This window comes from Planococcus sp. BI3 (assembly GCF_056680115.1).
This window is the reverse complement of sequence record NZ_CM155266.1, coordinates 2,102,501-2,127,754: the sequence shown is the minus strand read 5'-3', so window position 1 is coordinate 2,127,754 and position 25,254 is coordinate 2,102,501. Positions and strand designations below refer to the sequence as shown.

Sequence of the window (25,254 nt, the reverse complement as noted above, 5' to 3'; positions counted from 1 at the left end):
TGTTAAGGACAATGACAGGAAAAAAGAGGCCCATTTCTGGACCTCCTGGAAAACTCATATTTATTTATTCAACTTCACACGTTGGAGGCGCAGGGCATTCATGACAACTGATACGGAGCTGAATGCCATGGCTGCACCGGCGAGCCACGGAGCCAGAAAACCGGCTGCGGCAATCGGGATGCCGATGGAATTGTAGGCGAGTGCCCAGAACAGGTTCTGCTTGATGTTGCGGACAGTCAAGCGGCTCATCTGAATCGCATCGACAACTCTCATTAAATCGCCTTGCATCAAGGTGATGTCCGAGGCTTCCATGGCAATCGCAGTTCCCGTGCCCATGGCCATTCCGACATCGGCGCTGGCTAGTGCCGGCGCATCGTTCAACCCGTCTCCAGCCATCGCGACGCGGCGGCCCTGTCCTTGAAGCTTCAGGACAACATCCGCTTTTTCAGCAGGCAGGACGCCTGCGAACACTTCGTCGATACCGACTTGTTTGGCGATGGCAGCTGCTGTACGCTCCTGGTCTCCTGTCAGCATGACAACATGGAGCCCCATGTCCTTCATTTCCTGAATTGCTTGTTTAGCAGTTTCCTTGACGGTGTCGGCAACTGCGACGAGTCCGCTGTAACGGCCATCAACGGCAATGAACATGACGGTTTTGCCGTCGCGTTCAAAAGCTTCAGCCTGAGCTTCGTCAACCTCAAGGCCATCCATCAAGCGGCGATTTCCCATGACCACTTGGCGATCTGCTACTGTGGCCCGGATGCCGTGTCCTGGCACTGCTTCAAAAGTGCTGACGCTCAGGTTGGACTCCCCAAACTCAGAGATTGCCTGTGCGACTGGGTGTTCAGATTGGCTTTCAGCGCTGGCAGCGAGATTCTTCAAGTCAGCTAGGTCAACACCGTCCGCTGGAATAAAGTCTGTTACAACAGGACGGCCATTGGTGATAGTGCCTGTTTTATCCAGGACAATGGTGTCGATGTGTTTGGTGTTCTCCAGGGATTCCGCTGTTTTAAAGAGGACGCCTTGCTCGGCAGCCCGTCCGGATCCCGCCATGATTGAAGTTGGTGTAGCCAAGCCGAGGGCACAAGGGCAGGCGATGACAAGAACAGCAATGGTACTTTCAAGTGCGGCGGCAAAATTGCCAGGTGCGACCAGGAAATACCAGACAATAAATGTAATAACGGCGATTCCCACGACAATCGGTACAAAGATGCTGGAAATTTGATCCGCAAGCCGCTGTATTGGCGCTTTAGAGCCTTGAGCCTGTTCAACGACGCGGATAATATTCGACAAAACAGTATCTTTCCCGATTTTATCAGCACGCACACGGAGCGAACCATTCGAATTGACAGTTGCAGCGAATACCGCATCGCCTGTCTCTTTGTCGACCGGCAAACTTTCACCTGTCAGCATCGATTCATCAACAGCTGAGTTGCCGGAAAGAACAGCGGCATCGACCGGAATAGATGCTCCCGGTTTAATCAGCAGGACATCTCCGCTTTTAACTTCTGAAATCGGCAGGCTGACGAATTCGTCTCCGCGTTCGACCAAGGCATGTTGCGGCTGCAGCTTCATCAGCTTTTTGATGGCATCTGAAGAACGGCCTTTTGCTCTTGCTTCAAAAACTTTCCCCAAAATGATCAACGTGATCAGGACGGCACTGGTTTCAAAATACAAGCCCATATTGTGGCCCATGCTCCAGTTGGCAAGAACCAGGTAGACACTATAGAAATAAGCAGCGGATGTGCCGAGTGCAACCAGAACATCCATATTGGCTGATTTATTTTTTAAAGCAAAATAGGCACCTTTATAGAAGGAAGCGCCAATCCAAAATTGAACCGGTGTTGCCAATGCCCATTGAACGAGTGGATTCATCAGGATGTCGGGTACATACATCCAGGATGTAAAGGAAAAATGGCTGAACATCGTCCATAACAAAGGAAGGGAGAGAGCAGCCGAAATCCAGAACAGGCGAGTTTTCTTTTTGATTTCATGTTCTTTGTGATCAGTTGCTTCTTCACTTTCCTGGTTGAGGATCGCATCATAGCCAAGTGACTGAATCCGTTTGACGAAATCTTCAGGAGTCACGGTGTCTGGATTATACGAAACATGCCCGGTCTCCATCGCCAAATTGACATTAGCCAGTTGAACGCCTTCCATCTTATTCAAGACTTTCTCAATGCGTGCAGAGCAATTGGCGCAAGTCATGCCCTGGATGGAAAAATCGATTTCTTCCTGCTGGACACCGTATCCCAATTGTTCCACTTTTTTCTGCATATCGGTCATGGATGCCTGCTCATCATCGTAAACCACGGAAGCTTTTTCGGTGGCAAAGTTGACGCTGGCCTCTGAAACGCCGGGCAGCCTTTGAAGCCCCTTCTCCACGCGGTTGGCGCATGCCGCACAGGTCATGCCGGTAATCGCCACTTCAGTTTGTTTGGTACTCATTATCATCCCGCCTTTTCTGAAACTGTATACCTATTGGGGGTATCTTATTTTGAAAAAAGTAACTGCGTTTCCGCAGTTACTCACTTAATGTTGCAACATCGTATCCTTGATCTTCAATTGCTTCTGCAATTTGCCCCACTTCTACGGCTGAAGCATCGTACGCAACATCAACAGAACCGTTTTCGAGAGAGACCTCTACTTTTTCCACTCCCGGCAACGCCATGACGCTGTCTTTTACAGAGCTTACACAATGCTGGCATGACATGCCGCTGACTTGCAGGTTGATTTGTTCTTTCATAAAAAATTCCTCCTCTTATTTACGCATCATTTTTTGGATGGTGACAAGCAATTCATCCAATACTTCTTCTTCGCCGTTTTCCAGGCGATCTTTAACACAGCCTTTTAAATGGCCCTCCAGCAAAACTTTGGTGACACTATTTAATGCGGATTGGGTAGCGGCAAGCTGCGTGATGATGTCATCACAATAAACATCTTTATCCACCATACCTTTAATGCCGCGGATCTGTCCTTCCACACGATTCAATCGGTTGGTCAAATCCCGTTTCACAGAAGCAGGATGGTGGCTTTTTCGGCAAGAGCTATCCAGTACCAAGGCTTCTTCGATCAATTCGCTCATCTGAAGATCCTCCTATCTTATTTCTAACTCTAGTATACCCATTGGGGGTATGCAAATCAATTGATTTACATCAACTTTGCAATTGTCATCAAAATGATAAGTTTATAATCCTGAAATGATGGTATTATAAGCATAGACACAAAAAAGTCAACGGTTTGAATCTTGCGCATGAAACTTGGCAAGTTTCAATACGTTCCTATATGTAACGAAAAATATAAAGAGGTGATATGGATGGCGAAAAATGTAGATGTTCGCAACATTGTTTCAAATCTATCGAAACTTGGAATCCAAGCAAAAATCACAAAATCCCGTGTGGAGTTAATAAAGGCGATTGCATTGCCTCAACCAATTCAAACGCAGTCTCAACAATAAAAACTCCGACGCAAGACGTCGGAGTTTTTATTTTTTGTTTTTATCGAACATATAATTCTTATGATGGAATTTCATGCTGAAGACAATTCCGAGTGCCAGCATATTTCCGATCAACGAACTGCCTCCATAACTGATGAAAGGAAGCGGAATCCCCGTAATCGGCAAAAGCTGAATGGTCATGCCAATGTTCTGGAACACATGGAATGTAATCATGGCAATAATCCCTGCGCATACATAAGTACTGAATGTATCTTTAAATTGCAGCGTAATTTTGGTCAAGTGATAAATCAGCATAAAGAATAGGATGATGACGGCACTGGCTCCGATAAAACCAAAGTCTTCCGAGATGACAGTGAAGATGAAATCCGTATGGTTTTCCGGGACATAGACCTGGCGCCCCTGGTAGCCTTTTCCAAACACTTCTCCGGATCCGATCGCGTTCATCGCGGCAATCAGGTTGTACCCGCCGGATTCTGCATACGAGTATGGGTCAAGCCATGTGTAGATCCGCTCGAACATATAGGGCTTTAAACCGAAGGCGCTGGACAGGAAGTTCTGGGCATTGATGGTCATCCATAACAGCAAACTGCCAATGACCGCAACACCGCCAAAGCTTGGAACGATGATTTTCCAGGAGATGCCGGAAACCACAACGATGGCCAGAGTAATGGCGATAAACACAAGAGCGGTTCCTAAATCTGGCTGCAGCAGGATGAACCCTAATGGCAAAGCCAGACAAAGGCCGATTTTTCCCAATAAGTAAAAATCAGATTTGATGGTTTTCAACAGGTTTTGTTCGTGGTGGGTAGAAATCATTTTCGCCAATGCTAATATATAGAAGGTTTTCATAAATTCAGCAGGCTGGATATTGACGAAGGGCGTATGGAACCAGGCTTTAGCGCCATTTACCGGTTCGGCAATCTGGCCGATACCGTCCGGCGAAATCATTAGAAGAATCAGCAGGAAAATACCGAAACCGTATAAATAATAAGCCATCTTCTTATATTGTTCGGGATCAAAATACATCAGGACCCCAATCATTCCAACAGAAATGATATAAAACAAAGCTTGTCTCGGAACGAAATTCGTTAAATACTGGCCAGAAGTCTGAGCAGAAGAAATAGCCACCAGACTGACGATAAAGAACAGAAATAAGATGAAAGCCAACGACCAGTCAATCCGGTCGGTGAAGCTTTTGTTAGTTTGCATGTAATTTCACCTGTACTTTTTATTATTATGAGTCGGAATATATTATAACGTATATATCTGTAATATGCGCATGATAAAAGTAATGACGCAATCGAAGCACGTATGTTTCATATTTAGCCCTTTGGTCGTATAATAAGAAATGGAATGGAGTGGGGGATATGGTGAAAAAACCGTTGAGCACGGATACCTACATACAGCATTTATATATTTATCTGAACGAATCTGATCAATTTGCCTTATTCAGCGGACTTACCTTCGCCCATTTTTTGGATGCCATGAAATTACCTAAAAACCTTCTTTTGTTGAAGCACCCATATGAAGATGCATCCTTCAATATGCACACCCATATGGAATTCGCCACGCAGGAAGAGTTTGGGCAGCTGCGGAAAGCGCGTGCAAACAAAAAAAGTGAATTTTGCTGGATTGATTTTAAAAGCGAAAAACAATTAAATTCCCTGACGCCGCAGGAACAGGCTGAATTGCTGTATATCGGCCATAAAAAAGAACCGGTTAAATCCCCGTTCTATTCGACTCTTCAAAATGAATTTGTGTACTTGTCCAGCGAAGAAGAAGAAACCACAAAAATTTACTTCCGCAAATTGGAACGCTTGAATGAGCTTGTCGGAAATTACTTTACATACTTGATCCGCCGGGAGGAAAATGGACAGAATTTCTGGCGCCGCAAATCAAAAGACCTAATTCCGGAATTGCCTGCTGAAATTCTGCAATCCTTAAAAAAGAATTACCGTGAAGGCGTACTCATTTCCTTGGCGGACCCTGAAAAAACAAAAAACACCATCGAATTGCACATTCGGCCAGTAGAAGAAATTGCCTTTCTCGACGAATTTTGGTCTGATATTGAAGAATACACAAAACAGGGGATTTCACGTAAAATTATCTACGACAGAAAACAAAAAGTATGGAAATGATACCTGGAAACAGGTATCATTTTTTTGGGCTGGCTTTGCATCCGAAGTTTGAGGAAAGCAATCAGCAAATGAAAGTAGGAAACTAAATGGCTTGGATTTATCTTTTGATTGCAGGAGTTACGGAAGTTGTTTGGGCGATCGGCTTGAAACTGGCTGATGGCTTTACAAATTTAGTCCCTTCCATTGTGACATTGGTTTTTATCGTCATGAGCTTTTTGCTGTTTGCCATATCGATGAAGACCATCCCGATTGGCACAGCCTACGCAGTTTTTACGGGGATTGGTGCCGCTGGGACAGCTGTTCTCGGCATTTGGTTATTCAATGAAAATGCCAGCGTGGAAAAATTGTTCTTCTTGAGCTTACTGCTGTTCGGCATTATCGGGTTAAAGGTGATGGATGGGAAAGCAGCGTCCGGCAAGGGTGTGCAGCCATGATGGACTGGCTGATTTTGATTGCTGCGGGATTATTTGAAGTGGCTTTTGTCACAACGATGAAATTATCGGATGGCTTTAAAGTGAAGTTATACACGGGATTGACCATTTTAACCGGTGCACTCAGCTTCTATTTACTGTCGCTGGCTCTGACAACTATTGCACTCGGAACCGGATACGCTGTGTGGGCCGGTATCGGCGCGGCTGGCAGTGTTATGGTAGGAATGGTGTTTTTTAACGAAAGCCGGCAACCGGCAAAATTATTTTTCCTATCCTGTATTATTGCAGGAGTAGCCGGCTTGAAAATTTTCGGCGGCTGACATGAAAAAATTATTAGTCCCTGTAGGTTAGTGATAAACTAAGCAATATGGACAATGAAATGAGGTTTCTTAGATGAAAAAACGAATTGGTTTATTATACGGAGGCAAATCGGCGGAGCATGAAGTTTCTCTGTCTACAGCCCTGGCAGTTACAAAAGCAATTGATTTTAATGCATATGAAGTGTATCCCATTTACATCACGCAAGATGGGGAATGGCGAAAAGGCGCCCGCCTTATAGAAACAGCAAAAACGATTGAGCAGCTTCAACTGGCTGGCGAATCTTCAAAGCCGAATGATATTTCCGGATTCCTCCCGGCACAAAGCGGAGAAGCGCTGGATGTCATCATTCCTTTGCTGCATGGGCCAAACGGAGAAGATGGAACTGTGCAAGGCCTTCTTGAAGTTATGAATATTCCTTATGTTGGAAACGGAGTATTGGCATCTTCAGCGGGGATGGACAAGGTCGTAATGAAGCAATTGTTTGAACAGGCAGGTTTAGAACAAACGCCATATGTGTATTTTATAAGAAGAGACTGGGATAAGAACCGCGACGTTTGGTTGGATAAGATAGAAGCGGAACTCACTTGGCCAGTTTTTGTGAAGCCCGCCAATTTAGGGTCGAGTGTCGGTATCAGTAAAGCGGATAATCGCGAAGAGTTGATTGTTGCGATAAAGGAAGCGTTGAAATTCGACCGTAAAATTGTAGTTGAACAAGGAGTGGTCGCCCGCGAAATCGAATTGGGCGTTCTGGGCAACGATGAGCCTGCTTGTTCAGTAGCCGGTGAAATCAAGCCATTAAAAGCTTTCTACGATTACGAAGCGAAATACCAGGATGGCAATGCAGCAATGATCATTCCTGCTGAATTGGACGAGGCGGTCTACGCGAAATTAGAGGCGGATGCCAAGAAAGCTTTTAAAATCCTGGATTGCTCCGGACTCGTACGTGCAGACTTTTTCGTAACAGAGGACAATGAAATTCTGATTAATGAAGTGAACACCTTGCCGGGCTTTACGCCTTACAGCATGTTCCCTTTGCTTTGGGAACACACGGGTTTACCATATCCGGAGCTGATTGAGCGGCTTATTGCTTTAGCAATTGAACGGCATGAAGAAAAACAGTTACTGCAAGTTAAAATAGATTGAGTGGAGAAGCCAAATGAAAAAAAAGATTGAGCAAGTAGCCAAGTGGCTAGATATCAAAACTAATTTAAAAGGCTTTGACGTTACAGGTGTCTCGATCAACACGAGAACGCTCAAGCCGGGCGATTTGTTCATTCCTTTCCGTGGCGAACAAGTGAATGGGCATAAGTATGTCCGTTCAGCCATCGAATTAGGTGCAGCAGCTTCTTTATGGCAGCGCGACGAGCCGGGGGCGCCGGAAGATCTGCCTTTGCTTTTCGTGGATGACTGTGAAGTTGCCTTGCAGGAGATGGCGCGGGCTTACCGCGATGAATTGCCGGCAATCGTCATCGGTATCACTGGTTCCAATGGCAAGACTTCGACAAAGGATCTGGTAGCGAGCGTTTTGAAACCCTATTTCAAAGTGCAGAAAACCCAGGGCAATTTCAATAACGAATTGGGCTTGCCGTTGACCATCCTGTCTTTGGATGAAGACACCAAAGTCGCCGTTCTGGAAATGGGCATGAGCGGCAAAGGGCAGATTGAATTTCTGTCTGAGCTGGCGCGTCCTGACTATGCCATCATCACCAATATCGGGGAAGCACATTTGCAGGATCTAGGATCCCGCGAAGCCATTGCTGAAGCGAAATTCGAAATCACGGCGGGCCTGCAGCAGCACGGCAAACTTTTCTATGACGGCGATGAGCCATTGCTGCAGCCGTTCATGGAGTCTTTCCCGCAGGCCGTTTCTTTTGGATTCGACGACAACAACGAATTGACGGTGACGGACATTAAAGCTACGGAAAATGGCAGCAGCTTTATGGTCAGCGGAATCATCGATGCCGCATTTACCATTCCTGTATTGGGCGAGCATCAGGTGAAAAACACCTTGGCAGCTATTTTGATCGCTCTCGAAGCCGGCCTGTCAGAAGAACAGATCCGTAAATCCTTGAAGGATGCAGCTTTAACTGATATGCGCATGCAGATGATCCAAGCGGACAATGGAGCCATTTTTATAAACGATGCCTATAATGCAGCTCCTTCCTCAATGAATGCAGCTTTGAACTTCATCCGTGAAACAACGATGAAAGAGAAGAAGTGGATTGTGCTGGGCGATATGCTTGAACTTGGAGAAGACGAGCAAAGCTATCACGAAGCGCTCAGCAAGTACATCTCCAATAATTTGGCTGGGGTCTGCCTGTATGGACCACGCATGAAATGGCTATACGATAAGCTGAAGCCTGTCTATAGCGGCAAGTTGCTGTGGAGTGAAGCAGATTATGGCCCGATTATTGATTTGTTGAAAAGGTATACCAATAAGGATACCGTCATATTAGTCAAAGGTTCCCGTGGTATGGCACTGGAGAAGATCATTGAACCTTTCAGCAGACAGTAAAAAAAGAACAGGCGAAGGCAATGGCTTATAAACTGGAAAGCTCTATGCTGTCAGGCAGTGAAAAGAGGGGAATGATTTGAAGACCGGGGTTCTTTGTATCCATGGCTTTACAGGAGGCCCGTTTGAAGTGGAACCGTTTGCTGATTTCCTAAAGGATGAAACCGACTGGGTTGTAGAAATACCGACGCTTCCAGGACATGGCGAAAAATTGGCATTAAAGAGCATTTCAGCTGAAAGCTGGATGATGGAAGCGGAACTGGCACTGAAAAGGCTAAAAAAATCAGCGGACCGCATCATCATTGTCGGCTTTTCGATGGGCGGCTTGATTGCGATGTATTTGGCAATGCGCTATAAGGTCGACCGGCTGGTCCTGCTGAGTGCCGCTGCCAAATACATCAGTCCTGCACAGATTTTTGAGGAAGTGCATGGAGCGATGCGGGATGTGCTGGCTGGAAGAATAGCGGAAAATTCATCTTTTCATCTTTATGAATACAAGCTGATGAATACACCTGTGAGTTCTGCTGTTGAATTTCTGCGGGTCGTAAAGATGGTGGAACCATATTACGATAAGATTAAAGTGCCGGTCTGTATTGTGCAGGGCGGCAAGGACAGTATAGTCCCTGCTTCTGCGGCAGACTTCATCTATGACCACATCGGTTCGGCTGAAAAATGCATGATCCATTCAGAATCGGGCAAGCATTTAATCTGTTACAGTGACGATTGCGACGATTGGTTCAAGAAAGTTTTCGCGTTTATGAAAAAAGGCTCAGAGTAAACTGATTATTAGAACCTTTGCATATTGATTGCAAAAAAAAAAAAAACATGTTATTCTTTTGAGAGCAATGGATACATTTTTGAATTACTCTTCCCTGTGAAGAGTATTTTTTTGAGCAAAACGGTTTGTTCTATAGATAGGGTATCAAGTACCCGCCGATCAGACCGCTCGGCAAAGCCCGAGCTTTTCCTGTTCACACATCCCCTCTGACTTAAAACTACAGAGTATGATTTTCGACGTGAAACTTCCTCATAAAGGCTCGCCCTTGTCACTATTCATCTAAAATGTACACCATTTGTAAATCAGATGAAGACAAAAGGAGATTGAAAAAATTTGGTAAAATTTTCAGAGTTAAATATTAGCGAAACAACTTTAAAGTCCGTAAAACGCATGGGGTTTGAAGAAGCAACACCGATTCAAGAAGGCACAATCCGTCTAGGTATGGAAGGCAAGGACATTATCGGACAAGCCCAAACGGGAACTGGTAAAACAACTGCATTCGGTATTCCGTTGATTGAAAAAATCAACACTAAAGATGGCAGCGTTCAAGGATTAGTAATTGCGCCAACTCGCGAATTAGCAATACAGGTTTCAGAAGAGTTGTACAGACTGGGCCAAGATAAAAACGTGCGCATCCTTTCAGTATACGGTGGCCAAGAAATCAGCCGTCAAATCCGTGCACTTAAAAACGGTCCACATATTATCGTTGGTACGCCTGGACGCCTTTTAGACCATATCAACCGCCGTACGCTTAAATTGGATAATGTAAACACATTGATCCTTGACGAAGCAGACGAAATGTTGAACATGGGCTTTATCGAAGACATTCAAACAATCATGTCAAGTGTTCCTGACACTCGCCAAACATTGTTGTTCTCAGCAACTATGCCGGATGCAATCCGCCGTATTGCAGAGAAATTCATGAAGACTCCTGAAATCGTTAAAATTAAATCAAAAGAAATGACTGTTGAAAACATCGAGCAATTCTATGTTAAAGCAGTAGAACGCGAAAAATTCGATGTTCTTTCACGTCTTTTGAATGTTCAACAGCCTGAACTTGCGATCATTTTTGGACGCACGAAACGCCGGGTTGACGAATTAGCTAAAGCTTTGAATATCCGCGGCTATCTTGCTGAAGGAATTCATGGCGATTTGAGCCAAGCTAAACGTATGTCAGTTTTGAAGCAGTTCAAAGCAGGCAAAATCGATATTTTGGTTGCAACAGATGTAGCAGCTCGTGGACTTGACATCTCAGGCGTATCACACGTATACAACTTTGATATTCCTCAAGATCCTGAAAGCTATGTCCACCGTATCGGCCGTACTGGCCGTGCAGGTAAAAAAGGAGTCGCAGTCACGTTTGTAACACCACGTGAAATGGGCTACTTGGGCATCGTTGAGCGCACAACTAAGAAAAAAATGGAAGCATTGGTTCCTCCAACAGCTGACGAAGCCGTACTTGGCCAAAAACGTGTTGCTATGGAACAATTGCAAGCAATGACAGAGAAAAATAATCTTGGCGAATATCGCGAATTTGCGACTAAAATGCTGGAAAACTTTGACGCTGTCGACTTAGTTGCTGCTGCACTTAAAACAATGACTAAAGAACCGGAAGATGTTCCAGTCTCTATCTCCGAAGAACGTCCTTTGCCATCACGCGGAGGCGGCGGATATAAAGGTAAGAGCGGAAGCGGACGCAGCGGCGGAGGCGGCGGCTATAAAGGCAATCGTTCTTCATCATCAGCTCGTCCATCTTCATCAAGCCGTGGAGCGAGCTCAGGCGCAAGCCGACGCCGTGAAGGCGGAAGTGGTGGAACTGGCGGCGGACGTCCAGGACGTACGACTCGCCGCAGTGAATCTTAATACCGATCTATCCAAGGGCGTATGCTAAACAGGAAACTGTTTGGGCATGCGCCCTTTTTTGCTGTCCGGATTTCAGTTACAATAGACTGAAACGTTTTGATAGGTAAATCGTATAATGGATAGGCACGCGATTGGAGAGAAGGAAATGGACAACCAACCGAAAAATCAAATTTCACGAAAAGGCTTAACCGTCTGGCGTGTTTACGGCAGTATGGAAACTGTGGTTATCGCTTTGATTGCAATTGGAGCAGGCGTTTTAACGTATTTCTTTGACTGGCCGCAATGGCTGTACGCTGTTTACGCGGCAGTGATCCTGCTGTTCGGCTTCCTGATGATTTACTTGTTCCCGAAAATACGCTGGCAGCGCTGGCGCTATGAGGTAAGGGAGCAGGAAATCGAATTGCAGCATGGGCTGTTTATCGTCACCCGGACATTGGTGCCGATGGTGCGTGTTCAGCATGTGGATACGGAACAGGGGCCGATATTACGGAAATACGACTTAGCGGAAATAACAATTTCAACAGCGGCAACCACTCATACGATTCCTGCACTGGTTACAGCGGAAGCCGATGAGTTGAGGGCGAGAATTTCCGTATTGGCAAGGGTGGCGGAAGATGATGTATGAAGAACGTTATAAGCTGCATCCCATCTCCGCATTTTTAAATTTCATCAAAGGCTTAAAGGAATTGATCCTTCCGTTTATCATCATTTTTGGTGTTAATCTATTCCGGGACGGCGGAGTCAGTTCGATGTTTAACCAGGGCTGGCAGGGTTTGATTCCAATTATAGTGGGCAGTGTTGTTCTGGTCTTCCTGCTGATTGCTGGAATCATCAAATGGAAGCGTTTTGTTTATTGGTTTGAAGACGGAGAATTGCGCATTGAATACGGCCTTTTTGTAAAGAAAAAGAGATATATTCCTTTTGACCGGATCCAAAGCTTGAATTATACAGAAGGCATCTTCCATCGGCCGCTCGGCTTGGTGAAAGTGAAGGTGGAAACAGCAGGTTCCGGCAAAGTAGGGCAGGCTGAAGCAGAACTGACGGCTATTTCGCGGGAAGATGCGGACCGCATCGAAAGCGAAATGGAGAAAGCAAAGCACCACCTTCCCGAAGAAGGCGGTGCAGTTATGGGGCCTGTGGAACTAGTGGAAGCACCGCCTAAAAAAGAGACAAAGGTGCTTTACCGCATGTCCATGAAAGAATTATTGATTCTTGCAACCACTTCGGGTGGGATTGGGGTCGTAATTTCTGCAGTGGCGATTTTTCTTTCTCAGTTTTCCGAGCTGATTCCGTATGATGCCATTTACGAAGAAGTGATGCTGTTTTTGCGTTTTGGTGCATTGATTGTGGCATTGACGATCTTTTTTGTCCTGTTGATCGCTTGGGTCATTTCGGTCATTATGACCATCGTAGCGAATTATCAATTTACTATTCAGCGTGATGAGGACCATATCTATATCACCAGAGGATTATTGGAAAAGAAAAAGATTTCAGTGCCGCTGAAGCGTGTTCAAGGCATCAAGGTGAGCCAAAATCCTTTGCGTGAGCTTTTCGGATATGCCACAGTAGTGGTTGAAAGTGCAGGAGGTTCCATCGGGGATAAGGACGAAAAAATCCGTTTGTTTCCTTTGGTCAAAGCAGAGCGGATGATTCCGATACTGGCTGATTTGTTTCCCGAGCTGGAATGGAAACCCGAACTGGTCAAGGCTCCGAAGCGCAGTATCCACTTTTTCTACCGTCTGGACTTGTTGTGGCTGTCCCCGGTGTTTGCTGGCATAGGGTATTTTTTCTATCCGTACGGCCTGCTGGCACTGATTTTTGTGCCAGTTGTGGTAGCTATCGGAATCTGGCAGCACCGGACTGTGGGCTATGCGTTGGGCGAAAAACAATTGACGATGCAATTTAGGGGGATTAGCAAGCACCGGTTCTTTATGTTAAAGAAACGGGTGCAGGTTGTCCAAGTGACGCAAAGTTATTTCCAACGCCGCAAAGGCATTGCTTCCATCAATTCGACGATTAAATCCGGCATGATGGGGGCGACTGCCGCCATTCCGCATATGGAAAAAGACGATGCCAGCCGAATTCTGGCGTGGTATGAACCTTTCGGAGCCAAAGAAATAAAGCAGTGAATGTTCCTGATTTCCCATAAAAAAAGACAGCTGGGATTTTACCCCCATCTGTCTTTATTTTTTTGCCCGCCAACTGACAATCCGTTTTGGGTGGAAATAACTGAGCCCGATGATGAACCCGGTAATCATTCCGGCGATATGTGCCGTAACATTGACGTTGGGGGTCAGGAAAGTCATGACTATACTAATCACGATAATTGGGAGTATAATTTGTTTGAGCTGAGGCAAGGCGCGTCCACCATAATACACCAATGCACCAAATGCGCCAAACACTCCGAAAATCGCACCGCTTGCGCCTACGTGGGCATAATCGAGCGGCTGCAAAAAGTAGGTGGCTGCTGAAGCGAAGAATCCTGCCAGCAGGTAGATCGTGATAAAGCGGACTTTGCCGGTTAAGCGTTCCAATTCAGGTCCAAACAGGAACAGTGAAAACATATTGAACAGCAAATGCATCAATCCGCCATGCAGAAATATCGGTGTGAAGAAACGCCACCATTGGCCTTCTGCAATGTAGAAGTTGGAGCCGACGCCATAAAAGTAAAGCCAATCACCGAGCAAAGGCAGCAATGCCAGTACATAGACCAATAGATTAAGGGCGATCAAAGTGGAAACGACCGGATACAGGCGCAGGTATTGCTTAAAGCTTTCTGTTCGAATAAACATCTAGTCACCTCTATTTCATATCTTCAATTATACCTGTTACCTGTTTGCGATTGAAAGGAGAAACATTTATGATTACAGGAATCGGGTTGGATATCGTTGAATTGTCACGAATTCAGCGAATGGATGCAAAATCACCGAAATTTCGTGAACGTATATTAACCGAATCTGAACAAGCCGAATATCGAGGGTTGGCAGCTGCGCGGAAAGTCGAATTTCTGGCAGGCCGCTTTGCAGCAAAAGAAGCGTTCTCCAAAGCTAAAGGAACTGGAATTGGAGGCGCCTGCTCTTTTCAGGATATCGAAATCAGAAAAGACAGCAAAGGAAAGCCTTCCGTTTATTTCCGGAATACCGAAACGGGTCTGGTATCCATTACGCATTCAAAGGAATTTGCAGCAGCACAAGTGCTTTTACAAACAAATTAATTGGGCGGTGTTACGATGACAGAATATTATCGGCCGACAAAAGCGGTCATTGATTTAGGTGCCATCAAAAAGAATTTAACAGCTTTTCAGAAAAGAAGCGGGGATGCGGAAGTGATTGCGGTAGTAAAAGCGGATGCCTATGGACATGGAGTTCTGGCGGTAGCCAAGACGGCAATTGAGAATGGCGTCAGCATGCTGGCAGTGGCGACACCCGACGAGGCTCTTTTTCTGCGCAATGAAGGGATTGAAACGGAGTTGCTGGTGCTGGGTGCGACACCATCGAATTTCATTCCGGTCGCACAGCGGCATAACATTATTGTTGCCGCTGTTTCTCTTGACTGGCTGTCGATGGCGGCAAGCCATTTGGCAACTGATCTGAATGCATTGAAGATCCATCTGAAAGTGGATACCGGAATGAGGCGCATCGGCATCCAAGTGGACGAAGTGGACGAGGCCTTCGGTTTTATTGCAGATCATGATTTTGCTTTTAAAGGGATCTTCACGCATTTTGCTACTGCAGACGAACAGGATTCTTCGTTGTTCACCCAGCAGGTGCGGGCGATGAATAGCGTAATCGATAAATTGGATGATCCTTCCGTTATGGTCCATGTATCCAATAGCGCAGCGGCCATCATGCATCCCGAGTTGTATTGTGATGCGGTCCGTGTAGGGATTTCCTTGTATGGCATCGCGCCGTCCCCTTATGTCGGCGAGGAAATGCCATTTGAACTTCATCCGGCGCTTAGCCTGGAAACCGAAATTATTCACGTGAAAAAAGTGAAAGCCGGTGAAGGGCTGAGCTATGGCGCCACTTACCGTGCCGAACAAGACGAATGGATTGCGACCTTGCCGATCGGTTATGCGGATGGCATGCTCCGCGGGCTGCAGGGGCAGGAAGTTTTGGTGAAGGGCAAACGCGTGCCGGTTGTGGGGCGGATTTGCATGGATCAATGCATGATCCGCCTTTCTGAAAAAATGGCGGTCGGAGAAAAAGTGCAATTGATCGGCGCTCAGGGCGGACAGCGCATTTTCATCGATGAATGGGCGCGCAGGCTGGACACCATCCCTTATGAAATTCCCTGTATTTTAACAAAACGGGTGCCTCGGGTATACTCGGACAACACTGAAGTTTCCGATTTGCCTTTTCAGGAACCCGATACAATGTTAAGATGAGAAAGACAAAGACAGAAGAACGGGATTTTCGGAGGTGTCGGCTGTGTACGAGAAGTCAAAGACAAAAGAAGTGGTTGTAAAATTACCAAAACAATTTATTTCGGAGTTGACAACTCATTCAGATGAACGTGTTCAAGAAAGTGGAGATTTCATTTATGTTTCCACGCACCGGGTGACTAAGAATCTGTACGACTCATATCATATTCGGGAAGCGATGATCAAGGGCTACGTGGAGATGTCACAGATCAATCTATCGATTGCTTGTGAATGTTCTCACGCTGAGTACGAAGCGGAGCACACGACAGTGCGACTCGTAAGCGGAGGGTGACAACTTGATTGTAAAACGCGGGGATGTTTTTTTTGCGGAATTATCACCGGTCGTCGGGTCTGAGCAAGGTGGGACCCGCCCTGTCCTGGTGATTCAAAATGATATTGGCAATCGTTTCAGTCCTACTGTAATCATTGCTGCAATTACTGCACAAATTCAAAAAGCCAAATTGCCGACTCATGTAGAAATCAATGCCAAGAAGTATGGCTTTGAACGTGATTCAGTTATTCTGCTTGAACAATTGCGGACTATTGATAAGTCGCGGCTGACCGATAAAATCACCCAACTTGATGACACGTTGATGGAAAAAGTGGACGAGGCATTGGAAATCAGTGTCGGCCTAGTGAAATTTTAAGCATACATACTCCTTGAAAGGCACCTTGAGAATATTTCTCGAGGTGCCTTTTTTCAGAAAATAACCAGACCGACAAAAAAGATGTGAAAAAAACGAATTTCCGATACAATAAAGGGTAGCAGATAAAATTTGAAGATACATAGTGTCACAGGGAGGGTTTTTAATCTATATGAATAAACAGATGGCTCAATATATACAGGGCAACTTAACCGAGATTATTTCACGATGGCAAGAAAAAATGAAGAACGAGGAAGGTGAACGTTCTTTTCAAGTAATGCCCACTGATTTGATGAATCAGACAAGCCAAGAATTCGCTGAGCTGATGATATCCAATTTACTGGAAAGCCATCAAGCCTACGAAAGCCGGTTAATCGATTTTGCGGAAAAAGTTGTTCGCCTTGGGTGGTCCATTACATTCGTTACGAAAGCGATCAATCATTTTGCTGAAATTGTCTATGAAGGCATGACGAAAGAAGAGATCATTCACGAAGGCAATATTACCGCATTTGTAGAAGAGTTCAATAAATGGATTTCACCGATCCGCGACAGCACCATTCAGGCATACTCCAAAACATGGGAACGTACAGTCAGCCTCCAAAAAATCGCGTTGCAGGAACTTTCAGCATCGCTTATTCCAGTCTTTGAGAAAGTGTCAGTTATGCCGCTTGTCGGCACGATCGATACAGAACGGGCAAAATTAATCATGGAGAATCTATTGGAAGGTGTCGTCAAGCACCGGGCAGAGGTTGTGCTGCTCGATATTACCGGTGTACCCGTAGTAGATACAATGGTCGCCCATCACATTATCCAGGCAGCAGATGCTGTCCGTCTGGTTGGAGCGAAATGCATGCTCGTTGGAATTCGTCCCGAAATTGCCCAGACGATTGTCACGCTAGGCATTAACCTGAACGACTTTACGACAACAAGCACTTTACAGCGAGGTGTGGAACAGGCACTGGCTTGGACAAACCGAAAAATTGTGGAGGTTGAAGACTGATGAATTTTAGAATTCCGATTTTAAAGCTAAGAGATACCTTGATTGTTTCAATCCAATGGGAACTTGATGACCAGACAGCTCTTCAATTTCAAGAAGACTTATTGGCCAAGCTGCATGAAACGAGTGCGCGAGGTGTCGTGATTGATTTGACGTCCATTGATTTCATTGATTCATTCATCGCGAAAGTTCTGGGAGATGTCATCAGCATGTCAAGCTTGATGGGGGCCAGAGTAGTCATTACTGGCATCCAACCAGCAGTCGCTATCACTTTGATCGAGTTGGGAATTCGACTTGAAGACGTTATGACAGCACTGGATTTAGAAAATGGTTTGGATAAACTTCAATTGGAATTGGAGGCTTAAACATGAGCGACCAGTCCTCGGTGGAAATTTTGACAGAATGGGATATTGTTGCTGCAAGACAACTCGGGCGTAATGTGGCGAAAGAGCTTGGCTTTGGCACGGTTGACCAGGCACGCATAACGACGGCCATCAGTGAGCTTGCCCGCAATATTTATTTGTATGCCGGAAAAGGCAGAATCGAAATTCAACAATTAACAGAAAACGGCATTAAAGGAATCCTGATCATAGCTGCAGACAGCGGTCCGGGAATTCCAGATATCCGCAAAGTCATGGAAGACGGTTTTACGACTTCCGGTGGACTCGGAGCGGGTCTACCTGGTGTTAAAAGGTTGATGGATGACTTTAAAATCGAAACGATATTAGGTGAAGGTACAGATATAAGAGCTACAAAGTGGCTTCGTTAGGGGGAACACCCAATGGCTCAAGAAATTGAGAATCAATACAAAGAGATTCTAAATGAATACATGAAAAAACAGACAGAACAAAATCTGTATGTTGGCCAAAATTTCAGCCGCCAGCTGATTTTGGAGAATATCGCACCTGAAGAGGTCATCAGTATGCACAAAGTGGCAATTCAGGAGCTATACGGTGAGTTGCCGGATATTGTCTGGCATTCTTTTGATTTTCTGATTGAAATGATGATCAATTACGGTTTGGCGCTGCAAGAGCGGCAAAGCCTCTTGAAGCAGCAGGAAGAACTGAAAGTGGAAATGGATCTTGCCGCCAACGTGCAGGAAACCTTGCTGAAAACCAAATTGCCTCTATTGGAAGGTTTGGATATCGGCCTTCTTTCTATTCCTGCGCGAAAAATGAATGGGGATTATATTTATTTTGTCAGTGATCATGATGGTTATGCTGGGGTGGCGGTTGCGGATGTAATCGGCAAAGGCCTTCCGGCTGCTCTTTGCATGTCTATGATTAAATTTGGTATGGACAGCTTGAGCAGCACACACGCACTTCCGAAAGACGTTTTGAGCGTCATCAATCGGATTGTAGAAAAAAGTGTCGACGACTCCATGTTCGTGTCCATGTTTTACAGCAATTACGATGCCAAGCAGGCGCGCTTGACCTATGGATCCGCAGGGCATGAACCAGCTATCTTGTATCGTGCCAAAGACAACGAGTTCAGTGAGCTATTTGCAAAAGGATTGCTGCTGGGTGTATCTCCAGCCGCAGTCTATGAACAACATAGCATCGATCTGGAAAAAGGCGACTTGGTGATCATGATGACCGATGGTGTAACAGAGGGCCGGAATGAAGAAGGCTTTATCGAACGTGAAGTTATTTTTGAATTGATTGAACAGAAAAAAGATGAGCCTGCCCAAACCATTGTGCAATATGTCTATGACGAGCTTGAGCGGATGCAAAATGCTCAGTTTCAGGATGATTTTACTTTGGTGATTTACAAAAAGGTCTAATCGCAGGTTTAACTATGGGTCAAATGTGGTATTAATGCTTAGAACAGCTTTTTTAAGCGGGATTGAATTTTAAAAAACGGGGTGTCAAAATACAATGAATATTCAAGTGGACTTAACTGAATCAGACAATATACTTGAGGGCTTTATACGTGGAGAAATTGACGCGCATACTGCACCGGTCCTACGGGAAAAATTAGAGGCTTACCAGAATCACCAAGGATTGAAAGCAGAGTTGGATCTTTCCGACGTTAATTATATGGATAGTACAGGATTGGGAGTTTTTGTGGCTTTTTATAAATCGGTCAATTCAAATGGCGGACATGTAAAGTTAAAAGGGCTCTCTGCGCGATTAAAACGACTCTTTGATATTACAGGTTTAGGCGATATTATGGATATCGAATCAGTCGGGAAGGGTGGTAACTGATATGCGTCCTTTCGATTACGTAGAAATGAGGGTCCCTGCCAAATCCCAGTATGTCGGGGTTGCAAGACTTACGATTTCAGGATTGGCGAGCCGTATCGGTTTTTCATTTGATGATATAGAGGATTTGAAGATCGCTTCAAGCGAAGCAGTGACTAACGCAGTGCAACACGCTTATGCAGAAGGTGAAGAAGGCGAAGTAGTCATTGGCTGTGCGTTATATGAAGACAAGATCGAGATTATGGTAGCAGATCATGGCCAAAGCTTTAATTTTGAAGAAACTAAAGCAAAAGTGGGTCCTTATCACGATCAAGAAGAAGGTGCTTTTCTTCGTGAAGGAGGTCTCGGCTTGTATTTGATTGAAACATTAATGGATGAAGTCAAAGTTCATCATCAAGAAGGAGTAACAATCTTCATGACAAAGCATGTTGAAGGAGAGCAGGTGGAGAAGGATGTCGAAACAGTCTCATCCTAATCAGCCTACTAAAGAGCAGGTGCTGGAGTGGATTGAAGCTTATCAAAAAACAGAAGATGAAGAAGCCCAGACTAATTTAGTATTGAATTACAAGCGTCTTGTTGAATCCATTGCGCGAAAATATTCTAATGGTAAATCTTACCACGAGGACATTGCGCAAGTGGGCATGCTTGGGCTTTTAGGAGCGATCAGACGTTACGACCCTTCATATGGCCGTAGCTTTGAAGCTTTTGCTGTGCCTACAATTATCGGCGAAATCAAACGCTTTTTGCGCGATAAGACATGGGCAATCCATGTTCCGCGGCGCATAAAGGAATTGGGGCCCCGTATTAAAGCGACGGTTGAAGTGCTGACAACAGAACTTCAGCGTTCGCCGCAAGTATGGGAAATCGCTGAATACCTGGATGTCGAAGAAGACGACGTTTTGGAAGCGATGGAAATGGGCAAAAGCTATCAGGCACTTTCAATGGACCACTCTTTAGAGGCGGATTCAGATGGCAGTACCGTCACATTGTTTGACGTAGTAGGCCAGGAAGATGATGGTTACGAGAAAGCGGATCAGCGCATGCTTGTAGCTGAAGCGATGAATGTGCTTTCTGAACGGGAAAAGCAGATCATCCAATTCACTTACATAGAGCAGCTGAGCCAAAAAGAAGCCGGAGATAAACTCGGTATTTCTCAAATGCACGTTTCCCGTCTGCAAAGAAAAGCCATCAAGAAACTTCAAGAAGCTATTTTAGCAGCCGGTGGGGTTTCGTAGTGGAGAAAATTCAGCATAGTTTTGTAGATGCTTTTATTTTCAACGAAGCGAAAAAAGGAAACCATGAATCCGGAGACAGCTACCACACTGTGTTGACGGATGATTATTTCATTTGCTCCGTAGCCGATGGATTAGGGAGTGGGCCTGTGGCGCGTGAATCGTCTCAAGTCATTCCTCAAATTTTACGTGAATACCATCACGAAACAATCGATCAATTAATGCATCGCTTTAACGGCTTAATGCTCCAGAAGCGGGGAGCTGCCGTGGCCATCTTTAAAGTTGATTTCAATAAAAAAACGCTCGAATACAGCTGTGTCGGCAATATTCGATTTTATCTGTACCGCAAAGCGACAGATGAAATCATTTATCCATTGCCGGTGATGGGGTATCTGTCAGGGCGTCCACAAAAATTGCGCACGCAGCTCTACACATATGTGGAAGACGATTTGTTTTTGATTCATTCTGACGGAGTGGATCTAAGGAATCCGAAAGCCATGATGCGAAAAGCTGCTGTACCTCAACAACTATATCGCGATATTCTGGCTTCCATCCAAACGGGTGATGACGCCACGTTCATAGCAGGGAGCCTTCTCAAATGAGAGGGCTTCTTTTTTTTGCCTAAATGAATATAGAAAACCAAATAAGTTTAGTTAAAATTCTGAAAAAATAAGAAGGTATTTATTCTATAATTTGAAAGCGCTTTCTCATACAATTCAGTTAGTACAAATGCAGAACTGAAAAGGAACGAGGTGGAAGGGCAAGCAACTGGAGCAAAATAACGGACTAATCGAGGAGGCTGGCAGAATGGCAAAAATTAAAAAAGGGTTAAGTTATGAAACTGTATTGGTAATGCTCTTTTTCGTAGCATGGGGTTTTCTGTATTTGGATAGACAGGCAATTTCCATGCTGATGCCTTTTATCATCGAAGATATCGCTTTGACGAACACAAAAATCGGTCAAATCAATATGTGGCAAACCATAGGATTTGCGCTGGCAGCTCCAACCTTTGCGATTCTCTCGGATCGATTGGGGCATAAAAAAATGATTCTTTTCTGGGCGATGATCGTCACATCCGTACTGGCGCTTTTGACGATGTTTGCAGAAACATACACGTTTATGTTGATTGTCCGTACGCTGCTGGGGGCCAGTGAAGGAGTCATCCTTCCGATTTCACTTTCGCTTCTGGCTTCTGTATCGCGTCCGACGACTTTGGGGCGTAATATGGGCTTGGTTTATGCAGGGGCCGCGGTAATCGGCGTCGCGATTGGTCCGCTTGTTGTGACGCAGTTGGGCGACTTGTTTGGCTGGCGTTATGCGTTTCTGTTTGTCAGTATTCCAAGTTTCGTTGTCGCTTTGTTGATGCTCCGTTTTGTAAAACCACCTGAAGCTGTTGTGAAAACAGAAGCTGTGACTGCTTTTAATGTAAGCACAATCTATAATAGTGTGAAAAACCGCAATATCCTGATCTGTATTCTAATCAGCATCTTCTGTATGGGCGCCATGTGGACATTCAATGCATTCTTGCCGCTTTATTTGACGCAAGTGAGTTTATTGTCCAATACACAGATGGGCTTGGTCTTCTCGCTCTTTGGATTGTTGACTATCATCTGGCAAATATTCATTCCTTATTCTTCCGATAAAATTGGCAGGAAACCGGCGATGTCTGGTTATCTGGCCATGGCGATGGTGACGCCGCTCGTCTTGTTCATCTTCCCGCAATCTGCAGTAAGCCTGGTGGTTCTGGTGTTGTTTGGCGGAATTATTCTGGCTATGAATACGCTCTACCAAAGCATCATACCGGTTGAAAGTGTACCGGTTGCCGTCATGGCTACGGCTAATGCGCTCATCATGGGGATCGGCGAACTGGTAGGTGCCTTCTCAATCGGCTTATCCGGCGTACTGGCTGACTCGTTTGGATTGACTGCTGTAATGGTCGTCATTCCGATTTCCTATCTGATCGCCTTCATTATTTCGTTTGGATTGATTGAAACGCTGAAAAGCAAGGCGGCGCGCAAAGAGCCTGTACTGGTCGAAGTTCCGACTGAGACTTGAAGAAAGATGCAATCGAAAAAGGCCGACTCCTAAACGAGTCGGCCCTTTTTCAAATTGATGGAAGAGGTGCTTCTTGCAGGCTAGCGGGTGTCTGCCTGTTCCTCAGTTCAAAGCTTTCGGACGTTGCCGCGGACCAGAAGATTCATATCGGCCGTGGAATGGGCAAAAAATGATTAGAATGGCCAACGCACAGAAGCCCTCTTTCAAGAGGCGCTTCTTTTTTATGCTCTCCCGCTAATGCCCGTCGAATCTGCACGGCTGCTTCCGCTTTTCTATTGTCCAGACTCCAGCACCCAACTCTTCGGGTCATAAGCCAACCCAGCGTCGTGGCAAAGAACGCCACTCTGCTGGTCTGTCTTATGCCCGTCAGAGCTACACGGCTGCTTCCGCTTTTCTGAATGTGTTAAAATAGAGAGGAACTGAAGGGGAGTGTCCAGATGGAAGTGCAGCAAATTCATACATTAATCGCAAAAGAAACGGGTGTGCGAAACAATCAGGTCGCGCAAGTCATCGCGTTGATCGAAGATGGCAACACCGTACCGTTTATCGCGCGTTACCGTAAAGAAGCCACCGGATCTTTGGATGAAGTCCAGATCAAAGCAATCGATGACCGGTATACATACATTCAGAACTTAGAGCAACGGAAAATAGATGTCATCCGTTCCATAACGGAACAGGAAAAGCTGACAGATGAACTGGAAAAGGCGATCCACAATGCCACAGTCCTGCAGCGCGTTGAAGATTTATATCGTCCATACAAGCAAAAACGAAGAACCAAAGCGACCATTGCAAAAGAAAAAGGCCTCCAGCCGCTTGCAGATTGGCTGATGGAGCCTGGCAATGAAAAACTAATGGATAAAGCACGGTCATTCGTAAATGAAGAAGCAGGCGTCGCTTCTGTTGAAGAAGCAATCCAAGGAGCACAGGATATCTTGGCGGAGTTATTTGCTGATGATCCGGATATCCGCGAAAAAATCCGATACATGACGCGAAAAGACGGAACCATCGCAACCGTTGCCAAGAAAAATCATGAAGACGAGAAGCAGGTCTTTCAAATGTATTACGAATACGAAGAAGCCATCCAGAAAATTGTGCCGCACCGGATTTTGGCCATCAACCGCGGAGAAAAAGAAGATGTTTTGAAAGTTTCCATCCATCCTCCGGCTGACCGTATCGTCACGCTGATGAAAAACAAATGGATGAAACAGACGCGCTCGACAGGTGAAGTGGTGGCTGCAGCTATTGAAGACAGCTACAAGCGGCTGATCCAACCATCAGTTGAGCGGGAAATCCGGACTGAACTGAGTGAAAAAGGGGAAACCCAGGCGATTCACATCTTTTCGGAAAATCTACGGAATCTTCTATTGCAGCCACCGATGAAAAACAAAATGGTATTGGGTGTCGACCCGGCATACCGGACAGGCTGCAAGCTCGCAGTCATTGATGAAACCGGCAAGCTGTTGGAAGTGGCCGTGATCTATCCGCATCCCCCAAAATCAGACCAAGCCGGCTCGAAGAAAATCATGGAGCGTCTGACAGCCAAGTATCCGATTGAAATCATGGCGATCGGCAATGGGACAGCTTCTCGCGAGACCGAGCAGTTTGTTGCAGACTTCCTGTCGGAAACTTCGGCGGATATTTCGTATGTCATCGTCAATGAAGCAGGCGCAAGTGTTTATTCGGCATCGGATATCGCTCGTGCAGAATTCCCGGACTTGAAAGTCGAAGAGCGGAGTGCGGCATCGATTGCACGCCGGTTGCAGGATCCGTTGTCTGAACTGGTGAAAATCGACCCCAAAGCTGTCGGTGTCGGACAGTATCAACATGATGTTTCCCAGAAGAAATTGGCGGACCAGCTGACCTTTGTCGTCGAAACAGCGGTCAACCAGGTCGGCGTCAACGTCAATTCAGCCTCTTCTTCTTTATTGCAGTATGTGGCAGGTTTAAGCAAAACAGTAGCAGAAAACGTTATCAAGGTAAGGGATGAGAATGGCCGCTTTACGTCCCGTGTCCAGCTGAAAAAGATTCCGCGTTTGGGGGCGAAAACCTATGAACAGGCAATCGGGTTCTTGCGGATTCCAGAAGGCAAAAATCCGTTGGACGCAACAGGCATCCATCCGGAAAGCTATGACATCGCTGAGAAATTACTGCAGCTGGTTGGAGAAGACAAAAAGTCTGTTGGAAAAGCAGGGATCTCTG

At 45.6% G+C, this 25,254-nt stretch carries 28 protein-coding genes (1 of these 28 running past the window's edge); 23 read left to right on the top strand and 5 right to left on the bottom strand.

Going from position 1 to position 25,254, the window contains the following annotated elements; translation table 11 throughout:
- Positions 1-60 precede the first annotated feature (60 nt).
- The 3 genes from AC1MEO_RS10595 to AC1MEO_RS10585 form a co-directional block, all read right to left on the bottom strand.
- Positions 61-2,448 carry a heavy metal translocating P-type ATPase gene (locus tag AC1MEO_RS10595; protein ID WP_480330175.1) on the bottom strand — a complete coding sequence of 796 codons (2,388 nt, stop codon included), beginning with the start codon at positions 2,446-2,448 and terminating at the stop codon, positions 61-63.
- Positions 2,449-2,524: 76 nt separating this feature from the next.
- Positions 2,525-2,746, bottom strand: coding sequence for a copper chaperone CopZ (gene copZ / locus AC1MEO_RS10590; protein WP_480330173.1), 222 nt, complete (start codon positions 2,744-2,746; stop codon positions 2,525-2,527).
- Between the two features lie 15 nt (positions 2,747-2,761).
- Entirely contained in the window at positions 2,762-3,085 is a 324-nt protein-coding gene (locus tag AC1MEO_RS10585; protein ID WP_480330171.1) for a metal-sensitive transcriptional regulator, read from the bottom strand.
- Positions 3,086-3,316: 231 nt separating this feature from the next.
- Between AC1MEO_RS10585 and AC1MEO_RS10580 the strand changes: the two genes are divergently transcribed.
- Positions 3,317-3,457: an Lmo0850 family protein gene (locus tag AC1MEO_RS10580; RefSeq protein ID WP_186759981.1), complete on the top strand. Its 141-nt coding sequence runs from the start codon at positions 3,317-3,319 to the stop codon at positions 3,455-3,457.
- A 27-nt stretch (positions 3,458-3,484) separates the two neighbouring features.
- Here the strand turns inward: AC1MEO_RS10580 and AC1MEO_RS10575 are convergent, their stop codons facing one another.
- The gene (locus AC1MEO_RS10575) at positions 3,485-4,666 is read right to left on the bottom strand and encodes an FtsW/RodA/SpoVE family cell cycle protein (protein ID WP_480330169.1); all 1,182 of its coding nucleotides are present in this window, start codon (positions 4,664-4,666) and stop codon (positions 3,485-3,487) included.
- 158 nt (positions 4,667-4,824) lie between these two features.
- Between AC1MEO_RS10575 and AC1MEO_RS10570 the strand changes: the two genes are divergently transcribed.
- The 9 genes from AC1MEO_RS10570 to AC1MEO_RS10530 all read left to right on the top strand — a co-directional run bounded on the left by AC1MEO_RS10570 (position 4,825) and on the right by AC1MEO_RS10530 (position 13,629).
- A complete protein-coding gene (locus AC1MEO_RS10570) occupies positions 4,825-5,595 on the top strand; it encodes a hypothetical protein (protein WP_480330167.1) in 771 nt (256 codons plus the stop codon).
- An 86-nt stretch (positions 5,596-5,681) separates the two neighbouring features.
- A complete protein-coding gene (locus AC1MEO_RS10565) occupies positions 5,682-6,029 on the top strand; it encodes a DMT family transporter (protein ID WP_480330165.1) in 348 nt (115 codons plus the stop codon).
- Positions 6,029-6,346, top strand: coding sequence for a DMT family transporter (locus AC1MEO_RS10560; RefSeq protein ID WP_480336082.1), 318 nt, complete (start codon positions 6,029-6,031; stop codon positions 6,344-6,346). Before AC1MEO_RS10565 ends, AC1MEO_RS10560 begins: the two co-directional genes overlap by 1 nt.
- 73 nt (positions 6,347-6,419) lie before the next feature.
- On the top strand, positions 6,420-7,490 hold the full coding sequence (locus AC1MEO_RS10555) for a D-alanine--D-alanine ligase (RefSeq protein WP_480330163.1): 1,071 nt from the start codon (positions 6,420-6,422) through the stop codon (positions 7,488-7,490).
- A gap of 13 nt (positions 7,491-7,503) precedes the next feature.
- Complete coding sequence (locus tag AC1MEO_RS10550; RefSeq protein ID WP_480330161.1) at positions 7,504-8,862, top strand: UDP-N-acetylmuramoyl-tripeptide--D-alanyl-D-alanine ligase; 1,359 nt, start codon at positions 7,504-7,506, stop codon at positions 8,860-8,862.
- A 76-nt stretch (positions 8,863-8,938) separates the two neighbouring features.
- Positions 8,939-9,637, top strand: coding sequence for an alpha/beta hydrolase (locus AC1MEO_RS10545; protein WP_480330159.1), 699 nt, complete (start codon positions 8,939-8,941; stop codon positions 9,635-9,637).
- A gap of 333 nt (positions 9,638-9,970) precedes the next feature.
- A complete protein-coding gene (gene cshA / locus AC1MEO_RS10540) occupies positions 9,971-11,500 on the top strand; it encodes a degradosome RNA helicase CshA (protein ID WP_480330157.1) in 1,530 nt (509 codons plus the stop codon).
- Between the two features lie 145 nt (positions 11,501-11,645).
- Complete coding sequence (locus tag AC1MEO_RS10535) at positions 11,646-12,125, top strand: PH domain-containing protein (RefSeq protein ID WP_480330155.1); 480 nt, start codon at positions 11,646-11,648, stop codon at positions 12,123-12,125.
- Positions 12,118-13,629 carry a PH domain-containing protein gene (locus tag AC1MEO_RS10530; RefSeq protein ID WP_480336080.1) on the top strand — a complete coding sequence of 504 codons (1,512 nt, stop codon included), beginning with the start codon at positions 12,118-12,120 and terminating at the stop codon, positions 13,627-13,629. The genes AC1MEO_RS10535 and AC1MEO_RS10530 overlap by 8 nt, the downstream gene beginning before the upstream one ends.
- Positions 13,630-13,683: 54 nt before the next feature.
- On the opposite strand, the gene AC1MEO_RS10525 is transcribed toward AC1MEO_RS10530, so the two are convergent.
- Positions 13,684-14,292: a rhomboid family intramembrane serine protease gene (locus tag AC1MEO_RS10525; RefSeq protein ID WP_480330153.1), complete on the bottom strand. Its 609-nt coding sequence runs from the start codon at positions 14,290-14,292 to the stop codon at positions 13,684-13,686.
- Positions 14,293-14,360: 68 nt separating this feature from the next.
- Between AC1MEO_RS10525 and acpS the strand changes: the two genes are divergently transcribed.
- The 13 genes from acpS to AC1MEO_RS10460 all read left to right on the top strand — a co-directional run.
- Positions 14,361-14,714, top strand: a complete 354-nt coding sequence (gene acpS, locus AC1MEO_RS10520) for a holo-ACP synthase (protein ID WP_480330151.1) — start codon at positions 14,361-14,363, stop codon at positions 14,712-14,714.
- 15 nt (positions 14,715-14,729) lie between these two features.
- The gene (alr, locus tag AC1MEO_RS10515) at positions 14,730-15,887 is read left to right on the top strand and encodes an alanine racemase (RefSeq protein WP_480330149.1); all 1,158 of its coding nucleotides are present in this window, start codon (positions 14,730-14,732) and stop codon (positions 15,885-15,887) included.
- 332 nt (positions 15,888-16,219) lie between these two features.
- Positions 16,220-16,570, top strand: a complete 351-nt coding sequence (locus AC1MEO_RS10510; protein ID WP_008432415.1) for a type II toxin-antitoxin system PemK/MazF family toxin — start codon at positions 16,220-16,222, stop codon at positions 16,568-16,570.
- 169 nt (positions 16,571-16,739) lie between these two features.
- The gene (locus AC1MEO_RS10505; RefSeq protein ID WP_480330147.1) at positions 16,740-17,567 is read left to right on the top strand and encodes an RsbT co-antagonist protein RsbRA; all 828 of its coding nucleotides are present in this window, start codon (positions 16,740-16,742) and stop codon (positions 17,565-17,567) included.
- Positions 17,567-17,929 carry an STAS domain-containing protein gene (locus AC1MEO_RS10500; protein ID WP_006830185.1) on the top strand — a complete coding sequence of 121 codons (363 nt, stop codon included), beginning with the start codon at positions 17,567-17,569 and terminating at the stop codon, positions 17,927-17,929. The genes AC1MEO_RS10505 and AC1MEO_RS10500 overlap by 1 nt, the downstream gene beginning before the upstream one ends.
- Positions 17,930-17,931: 2 nt before the next feature.
- Entirely contained in the window at positions 17,932-18,333 is a 402-nt protein-coding gene (locus AC1MEO_RS10495) for an anti-sigma regulatory factor (protein ID WP_006830184.1), read from the top strand.
- Between the two features lie 12 nt (positions 18,334-18,345).
- The gene (locus AC1MEO_RS10490) at positions 18,346-19,347 is read left to right on the top strand and encodes a SpoIIE family protein phosphatase (protein WP_480330144.1); all 1,002 of its coding nucleotides are present in this window, start codon (positions 18,346-18,348) and stop codon (positions 19,345-19,347) included.
- Between the two features lie 94 nt (positions 19,348-19,441).
- Positions 19,442-19,771, top strand: coding sequence for an anti-sigma factor antagonist (locus AC1MEO_RS10485; protein WP_480330142.1), 330 nt, complete (start codon positions 19,442-19,444; stop codon positions 19,769-19,771).
- Between the two features lies 1 nt (position 19,772).
- Positions 19,773-20,243 carry an anti-sigma B factor RsbW gene (gene rsbW / locus AC1MEO_RS10480; protein ID WP_006830181.1) on the top strand — a complete coding sequence of 157 codons (471 nt, stop codon included), beginning with the start codon at positions 19,773-19,775 and terminating at the stop codon, positions 20,241-20,243.
- Positions 20,221-21,003 carry an RNA polymerase sigma factor SigB gene (gene sigB, locus AC1MEO_RS10475; RefSeq protein ID WP_146558232.1) on the top strand — a complete coding sequence of 261 codons (783 nt, stop codon included), beginning with the start codon at positions 20,221-20,223 and terminating at the stop codon, positions 21,001-21,003. Before rsbW ends, sigB begins: the two co-directional genes overlap by 23 nt.
- Positions 21,003-21,602: a PP2C family serine/threonine-protein phosphatase gene (locus AC1MEO_RS10470; protein ID WP_480330139.1), complete on the top strand. Its 600-nt coding sequence runs from the start codon at positions 21,003-21,005 to the stop codon at positions 21,600-21,602. Before sigB ends, AC1MEO_RS10470 begins: the two co-directional genes overlap by 1 nt.
- Before the next feature lie 205 nt (positions 21,603-21,807).
- On the top strand, positions 21,808-23,055 hold the full coding sequence (locus AC1MEO_RS10465; RefSeq protein ID WP_480330137.1) for an MFS transporter: 1,248 nt from the start codon (positions 21,808-21,810) through the stop codon (positions 23,053-23,055).
- A 437-nt stretch (positions 23,056-23,492) separates the two neighbouring features.
- A protein-coding gene (locus tag AC1MEO_RS10460; protein ID WP_480330135.1) for a Tex family protein crosses the window boundary here: on the top strand, positions 23,493-25,254 show its 5' portion. 404 nt of this gene lie beyond the right edge of the window; only the first 1,762 of its 2,166 coding nucleotides appear in the window; its start codon is at positions 23,493-23,495; its stop codon lies off the right edge, out of view.

Excerpts from the sequence above, each read along its gene's own strand:
- AC1MEO_RS10595 (WP_480330175.1), bottom strand. The coding sequence starts at position 2,448 with ATGAGTACCAAACAAACTGAAGTGGCGATTACCGGCATGACCTGTGCG.
- copZ (WP_480330173.1), bottom strand. The coding sequence starts at position 2,746 with ATGAAAGAACAAATCAACCTGCAAGTCAGCGGCATGTCATGCCAGCAT.
- AC1MEO_RS10585 (WP_480330171.1), bottom strand. The coding sequence starts at position 3,085 with ATGAGCGAATTGATCGAAGAAGCCTTGGTACTGGATAGCTCTTGCCGA.
- AC1MEO_RS10580 (WP_186759981.1), top strand. The coding sequence starts at position 3,317 with ATGGCGAAAAATGTAGATGTTCGCAACATTGTTTCAAATCTATCGAAA.
- AC1MEO_RS10575 (WP_480330169.1), bottom strand. The coding sequence starts at position 4,666 with ATGCAAACTAACAAAAGCTTCACCGACCGGATTGACTGGTCGTTGGCT.
- AC1MEO_RS10570 (WP_480330167.1), top strand. The coding sequence starts at position 4,825 with ATGGTGAAAAAACCGTTGAGCACGGATACCTACATACAGCATTTATAT.
- AC1MEO_RS10565 (WP_480330165.1), top strand. The coding sequence starts at position 5,682 with ATGGCTTGGATTTATCTTTTGATTGCAGGAGTTACGGAAGTTGTTTGG.
- AC1MEO_RS10560 (WP_480336082.1), top strand. The coding sequence starts at position 6,029 with ATGGACTGGCTGATTTTGATTGCTGCGGGATTATTTGAAGTGGCTTTT.
- AC1MEO_RS10555 (WP_480330163.1), top strand. The coding sequence starts at position 6,420 with ATGAAAAAACGAATTGGTTTATTATACGGAGGCAAATCGGCGGAGCAT.
- AC1MEO_RS10550 (WP_480330161.1), top strand. The coding sequence starts at position 7,504 with ATGAAAAAAAAGATTGAGCAAGTAGCCAAGTGGCTAGATATCAAAACT.
- AC1MEO_RS10535 (WP_480330155.1), top strand. The coding sequence starts at position 11,646 with ATGGACAACCAACCGAAAAATCAAATTTCACGAAAAGGCTTAACCGTC.
- AC1MEO_RS10530 (WP_480336080.1), top strand. The coding sequence starts at position 12,118 with ATGTATGAAGAACGTTATAAGCTGCATCCCATCTCCGCATTTTTAAAT.
- AC1MEO_RS10525 (WP_480330153.1), bottom strand. The coding sequence starts at position 14,292 with ATGTTTATTCGAACAGAAAGCTTTAAGCAATACCTGCGCCTGTATCCG.
- acpS (WP_480330151.1), top strand. The coding sequence starts at position 14,361 with ATGATTACAGGAATCGGGTTGGATATCGTTGAATTGTCACGAATTCAG.
- alr (WP_480330149.1), top strand. The coding sequence starts at position 14,730 with ATGACAGAATATTATCGGCCGACAAAAGCGGTCATTGATTTAGGTGCC.
- AC1MEO_RS10505 (WP_480330147.1), top strand. The coding sequence starts at position 16,740 with ATGAATAAACAGATGGCTCAATATATACAGGGCAACTTAACCGAGATT.
- AC1MEO_RS10500 (WP_006830185.1), top strand. The coding sequence starts at position 17,567 with ATGAATTTTAGAATTCCGATTTTAAAGCTAAGAGATACCTTGATTGTT.
- AC1MEO_RS10495 (WP_006830184.1), top strand. The coding sequence starts at position 17,932 with ATGAGCGACCAGTCCTCGGTGGAAATTTTGACAGAATGGGATATTGTT.
- AC1MEO_RS10490 (WP_480330144.1), top strand. The coding sequence starts at position 18,346 with ATGGCTCAAGAAATTGAGAATCAATACAAAGAGATTCTAAATGAATAC.
- AC1MEO_RS10485 (WP_480330142.1), top strand. The coding sequence starts at position 19,442 with ATGAATATTCAAGTGGACTTAACTGAATCAGACAATATACTTGAGGGC.
- rsbW (WP_006830181.1), top strand. The coding sequence starts at position 19,773 with ATGCGTCCTTTCGATTACGTAGAAATGAGGGTCCCTGCCAAATCCCAG.
- sigB (WP_146558232.1), top strand. The coding sequence starts at position 20,221 with ATGTCGAAACAGTCTCATCCTAATCAGCCTACTAAAGAGCAGGTGCTG.
- AC1MEO_RS10465 (WP_480330137.1), top strand. The coding sequence starts at position 21,808 with ATGGCAAAAATTAAAAAAGGGTTAAGTTATGAAACTGTATTGGTAATG.